This window comes from Chamaesiphon sp. VAR_48_metabat_403 (assembly GCF_031422475.1).
Lineage (GTDB): Bacteria > Cyanobacteriota > Cyanobacteriia > Cyanobacteriales > Chamaesiphonaceae > Chamaesiphon.
Window position 1 is genome coordinate 1 of the sequence record NZ_JANPLS010000201.1, and the last position, 5,283, is coordinate 5,283.

At 45.7% G+C, this 5,283-nt stretch carries 5 protein-coding genes; 4 read left to right on the plus strand and 1 reads right to left on the minus strand.

All coding sequences use genetic code 11. The annotated features are described in order from the left end of the window. Positions 1–733: alpha-ketoglutarate-dependent dioxygenase AlkB (locus RMO79_RS09465; RefSeq protein WP_310482879.1), on the plus strand; the 733-nt coding region annotated here is incomplete at its 5' end. Positions 734–787: 54 nt separating this feature from the next. Here RMO79_RS09465 and RMO79_RS09470 read toward each other — a convergent pair. Continuing rightward, positions 788–2,137 (minus strand): HAMP domain-containing sensor histidine kinase, encoded by a 1,350-nt coding sequence (locus tag RMO79_RS09470; protein ID WP_310482881.1) that lies wholly within the window; start codon positions 2,135–2,137, stop codon positions 788–790. Positions 2,138–2,296: 159 nt separating this feature from the next. Here RMO79_RS09470 and RMO79_RS09475 point away from each other — a divergent pair, with 159 nt between their 5' ends. The 3 genes from RMO79_RS09475 (at position 2,297) to RMO79_RS09485 (ending at position 5,067) form a co-directional block, all read left to right on the plus strand. Continuing rightward, a complete protein-coding gene (locus tag RMO79_RS09475) occupies positions 2,297–2,971 on the plus strand; it encodes a HEAT repeat domain-containing protein (protein WP_310482882.1) in 675 nt (224 codons plus the stop codon). A gap of 245 nt (positions 2,972–3,216) precedes the next feature. Further along, the gene (locus tag RMO79_RS09480; RefSeq protein ID WP_310482883.1) at positions 3,217–3,750 is read left to right on the plus strand and encodes a phycobiliprotein lyase; all 534 of its coding nucleotides are present in this window, start codon (positions 3,217–3,219) and stop codon (positions 3,748–3,750) included. A gap of 255 nt (positions 3,751–4,005) precedes the next feature. Further along, positions 4,006–5,067: a DUF3474 domain-containing protein gene (locus RMO79_RS09485; protein WP_310482884.1), complete on the plus strand. Its 1,062-nt coding sequence runs from the start codon at positions 4,006–4,008 to the stop codon at positions 5,065–5,067. Positions 5,068–5,283: the final 216 nt, after the last annotated feature.

Sequence of the window (5,283 nt, forward strand, 5' to 3'; positions counted from 1 at the left end):
CGCCGACAATCTGTTTGCGGAGTTGCTGGCATCGGTGCGGTTTGAGGACGTGGGCAAAGGTCGGCAGGGAGCGGTGCTGATAAAGATCGACGAAACGTGTAGCATCCCGATCGTCCGCACCACCACCAGATACAGCACCCCAGCGCAACGCTTCCAGTCGGTACACGATCGGTTAGCACAGCAGATTCAAACAATTGCGTCGCTTGCGGTTGGTTTTAACAACGCTCTGGTCGAAAACTACACGAACGCTTACACCACCATGGGCAGTCATTCCGACCAAGCCCTGGATCTGGCAGATGAATCGTCGATCGCTATTTTCTCTTGCTACAAGCATCCTGAGAGCGTAAGCCCGCCCAGGAAGCTGCTCGTTGAATTGAAGGAGTCTAGCGACGATTCCACGCTACGCGAACGAATCGAGATCCCCTTAACTCATAACAGTGTCGTAGTGTTCGACCTTGACACCAATCGGCGGCTCAAGCACAAAATCGTGCTGGACAAGTCAGTCCAAACACCTGAGAACCAATGGTTGGGCATCACCTTTAGAACATCAAAGACCTTGGTGCGGTTTCGTGACGAATATGCCTACTTTCTGGACGATACGCGGCTGACGTTGGCAAACGACGAACAAAGGCACGAGTTTTACCATCTACGGCATCGAGAAAATAATGAACCGGACTTCACCTATCCTCGGATTACGTATACCATCAGCGAGAGCGACATCATGCCACCCTAACCCAGAATCCCTAAGCACACAACATCACAATATTATCTTTTAGATTTGCTATTGTTACACTGTCGTAGCTGTCACAGGTAATTTAACTACGAATTCCGTCCAGCCAGCATCACTAGTTGCGTGAATTTGACCGTTTAGTCGATCGACTAATTTTTGCACTAAAGATAGTCCCAAACCACTACCACTTTGTTGTGCTGGTACTGGTACCCCCGTAGCTACTCTTTCGGTATCGGGAACTCGATAAAATTGCTCGAAAATATGTGGTAAATGTTGCCTCGATATTTCGGCTTGATTTTTAACGACGATCGTCAGCCATTGTGAATTTGGTTGGGCTTCGATCGCGACGGATATCTCGCCATCCACAGGAGTATATTTACAGGCATTATTTAATAGTTCGATAAAAATCTTGTTTAAATGAACTCGATCGATTCTAATCGTTGGAATCCGTTTAGATACAGAAGTAATTAACTTTTGGCGATCGATATTTGCCCGATGTCGAAACGGTGCAATCGTGGTTGGCAACCAAGTAGATATTTCTACGGGTTCGAGATTGAGGGGTTGTTCTTGTGGTTCGGCTAGCAGTGTTTTTGGCAGTTTGAGGACGACTGGAGAGATCGATCGATCTCTTTCCCCACTGACAAATTCTAGCCGTTGTAAATCTAAAATACGATCGATTGATTCTACTTCCCGATCGCACTCTTGTTCTAAAATATCTAAATATTTTTCAGATCGATGTCCTAATAATAGATTAGATATTTCCGGATCGTTTTCTAAACTGGTTCTGAGCAGCTTCATTGCCATTTTGATATTCATCAACGGTGCGCGCAAATCGTGAGCGATGGTATTAATATAGTCATCTTTATGTTGGCAAATAGATTCTAAATTATCGATCCGTTCGATTAATTCTGCTAGGTCGGATAATGGCGAACTACTAGCATTTGTCGGCTCGGATGGATCTGGCATTCCTACCAATAAATTCATCGCCGTCAGCAGTTGCTGTCCCAAGGCTTGTACCCACGATAAATCTTGCGGAGTCCAGATACTATGAAGATTTCCTAATAGGCAAATCCGTCCCCATAATTCGGTTTCACTACTATCGTAAAATCCGGGCTGCTTGAGCAGCGGAATAAATACATAGCGATCGCAAATATTGATATTCATGACAGTAGTCATCGCCGTATATTCCACAATTTCGTGCTGATGCAACCGTCGATCGATTTCCGCTACCTTGTCAGGTTCTAAATTGAGCGTCAATTGTCCTAAATCTGGCAACTGAGCGATCGTCAACCAGCGATGTAACTGTGGTTGATACTGCTCGATTAAGACTCCATTTAAAACTAAAATTTCTTGAATTTGTGTAGCCGTAAGTTGACACAGATGGGTTGAGTCGATCGGGGTAAGCATAGCTGGTTATCGGGGTGCTGTAGTCTGGGAGTGCGTTCCGAGTAGACAAATCGGTTACGGTACGCTGGCATGTAGCCTCTAGCGGCTCAAACAGATCTGTCTAGCCGTCAGATTGATAAAATTTGTTACAATTTAATAATAAAACATGGTAAAAAGTATATGAGCGATCTAAATCCGGCGAATACAACATTACTAGCGACACAGTTAGAGAGCAAAGACTTGCGCGATCGGATGGTAGCATTAGCCTCACTGCGGAATGTACCTGCGGATGTTGCCTTACCGTTAATCAAAAAAGTGCTCAATGATGAAAGCTTACAACTGCGATCGATGGCAGTGTTCGCTCTAGGTATCAAAGTCACATCAGAATCTTACCCGATTTTGATCGATATCCTCGCAAATGACCCAGATTATGGAATTCGCGCCGATGCGGCGGGTGCATTAGGCTATCTGGAAGATATCCGCGCTTTTGAAGCACTCGTCCGCGCCTTTTATGAAGATACCGACTGGTTAGTCCGTTTTAGTGCGGCTGTTTCTCTAGGCAATCTCAAAGATCCGCGAGCTTTTGATGTGCTGATGAAGGCTCTAGATTCGCCCGAAGTCGTCCTTCAACAAGCTGCAATTGCCGCATTAGGCGAGATTAAAGCCCTTGCCTCTGTAGACAAGCTGGTGACGTTTATCGAAGCAGAAGATTGGCTAGTACGCCAACGCCTAGCAGAAGCATTAGGGCAATTATCTACACCCAAGAGTATTTCCGCACTCAAATATCTCGCAAAAGATAGTCATCCTCATGTTTCTGCCGCTGCAACAATTTGCTTGCAACGCATGGAAGACTAAATGAGTGGGAGTGGGGGAGGTTATACTAATTAGTGGTCTGAATGAACCTCGATTCTCCACAGGAGAGGCTCGCGGGAACGGTTCAACATCAGGTTAAGGCTAGGATACTCGCACTAGCATCAATACCCTTGGGTTAAATATGTTAACAGGGAGAGGATAGATAGCAATCAACCTCAATCGCCAGCGATTTTCTACTCCTGAAACCTAAAACCTAAAACCTAAAACCTAATCCCTATCCCCTAATTATGAATGTCCGCGAATTTTTTGAGTTGAGTGCTGGCAAATGGTTTTCGCAAAAGACTAGTCAACATCTGACTTTAAAACAGTCAGAACATGGTAAATCAGATTTAGTCATCGAAATTTTGCCAGTAGATAATCCTCAAGTGCTGCAATTATGCCAACAAGCTGGTGTCGAGCCTAGCTCGATTTGGGGTGGAGTTAAATATACGTGGAAAGGTACGATTAGTTGGGATACTCAAACCCAAAATGCTGTAAATCCAACGGGTGAATCGATCGCAATTGCCATTCCCGACTCACCCACAGCCAACACTGGCAAGTTTTTCCATATTACCAACGGCAATACTCGCCCCCATCAACTAGCCCAATACACATTCGGCGATGATGACGCGCTGACATTGGTAACAACCACCGCACAAATCCGCGCAGAAGAACGAGTCTGGTTTGAAAGTAATAATGTCCGCCTCCGCACCACCATCGTGACTCAAACCAGTGGCGATTCCCTCGCGTCCTTTTACTCAGAAATTCGGATGGGAGGCTAGGGCTAGGTATTAGGCTTTAGGTATTAGGCTTTAGGTTTTAGGTTTTAGGTTTTAGGTTTTAGGCTTTGGAACTGCGTTCCTTCGTTTCTCTCCCCACGCCTCCCACACTCTTTACTTCTTACTCCTTACTCCCATCTCCCATCTAAGTAGATAATTTACCACCCAGCGACCGATCCCCTGGTTTTCCCGGTTGCGAAAATTGTTGCGGAGTGTAACAATGCTCTTGGTCTATTATCTTTTAAATATTAAAAGTACGTGCAATCTAATTTAATCGAACCAGTTAGCGACAACGCATCCTCATTCGACCGAGAAAGACTCCCGTTTACCATTCAAGATGTGCGAGCAGCGATTCCCAAGTATTGCTTTGAGCCTTCTACCTGGAAGTCTTTATCTTATTTTTTCCGCGATGTCGTAATTGTAGCTAGCTTGTATGCGATCGCGTACAAATTAGACTCCTGGCTGTTTTACCCCATCTTCTGGTTCGCGCAAGCTACCATGTTCTGGGCATTATTCGTCATCGGGCATGACTGCGGACATGGTTCGTTTTCCCGCCACAAGTGGCTCAACGATCTAGTCGGACATATTTCTCACTCATTTATTTTAGTTCCCTATCATGGCTGGCGAATCAGCCATCGGACACATCACAAGAACACTGGGAACATCGAAACCGATGAAAGTTGGTATCCTGTCTCTGAAGCTAAGTATCAAGATATGGCAGGATGGGAGAAATTTCTCCGCTTCGACCTGACACTTCTATTAGCTTACCCTTTATATTTATTCCGTCGTTCGCCCGAACGTCCGGGTGGTTCGCACTTCCACCCTGCAAGCCCCCTATTTCGCGAGTCCGAAAAGTGGGATGTGATTACTAGCAGCATCTGGTGTGCGGCGATGGTGGCTTTAGTCGCTGCGGGGACATTTACCTGGGGTTGGCTGTGGCTGGTTAAGTTTTACCTCATGCCTTATTTAGGATTTGTCGTCTGGTTAGATTTGGTTACTTTCCTCCACCATACCGATGACGATATTCCTTGGTATCGCGGTAAAGACTGGTATTTCCTCAAGGGTGCGATTTCAACGATCGATGTAGATTATGGTTTTATCAATAATATTCACCATGATATCGGTACCCACGTCGCTCATCATATCTTCCTATCGATACCTCACTACCACCTCCTAGAGGCTACAGAGGCGATTAAACCAGTTTTAGGAACCTATTATCGTAAATCCGATCGCTCCATCTGGGCAGCCTTCTGGGATGCTAAGGAGAACTGTCACTACGTCTCGAATACTGGCTCTAAGATTTACTATCGATCTAAGTAGGGGATAGGGAATAGGGAATAGGGGATAGGGGATAGGCTCGATAGTTTTCCTCCCCCTACATATCCCACACTCCTCACACCTCCCACACTCCCCACACCTCCCACACTCCCAACTCCCAACTCCCATCTCCCACCATGTCTCGACGTTATTTTTTAACTAGCTTATTTGCAATTTGTTTATGTGCGTTTTCGTGGGGGAATTCGATGCCAGTCGCAG

Bases quoted from the DNA above. Each gene is read 5' to 3' on its own strand.
- RMO79_RS09480 (WP_310482883.1), top strand. From the start codon at position 3,217: ATGAATGTCCGCGAATTTTTTGAGTTGAGTGCTGGCAAATGGTTTTCG.
- RMO79_RS09470 (WP_310482881.1), bottom strand. From the start codon at position 2,137: ATGCTTACCCCGATCGACTCAACCCATCTGTGTCAACTTACGGCTACA.
- RMO79_RS09475 (WP_310482882.1), top strand. From the start codon at position 2,297: ATGAGCGATCTAAATCCGGCGAATACAACATTACTAGCGACACAGTTA.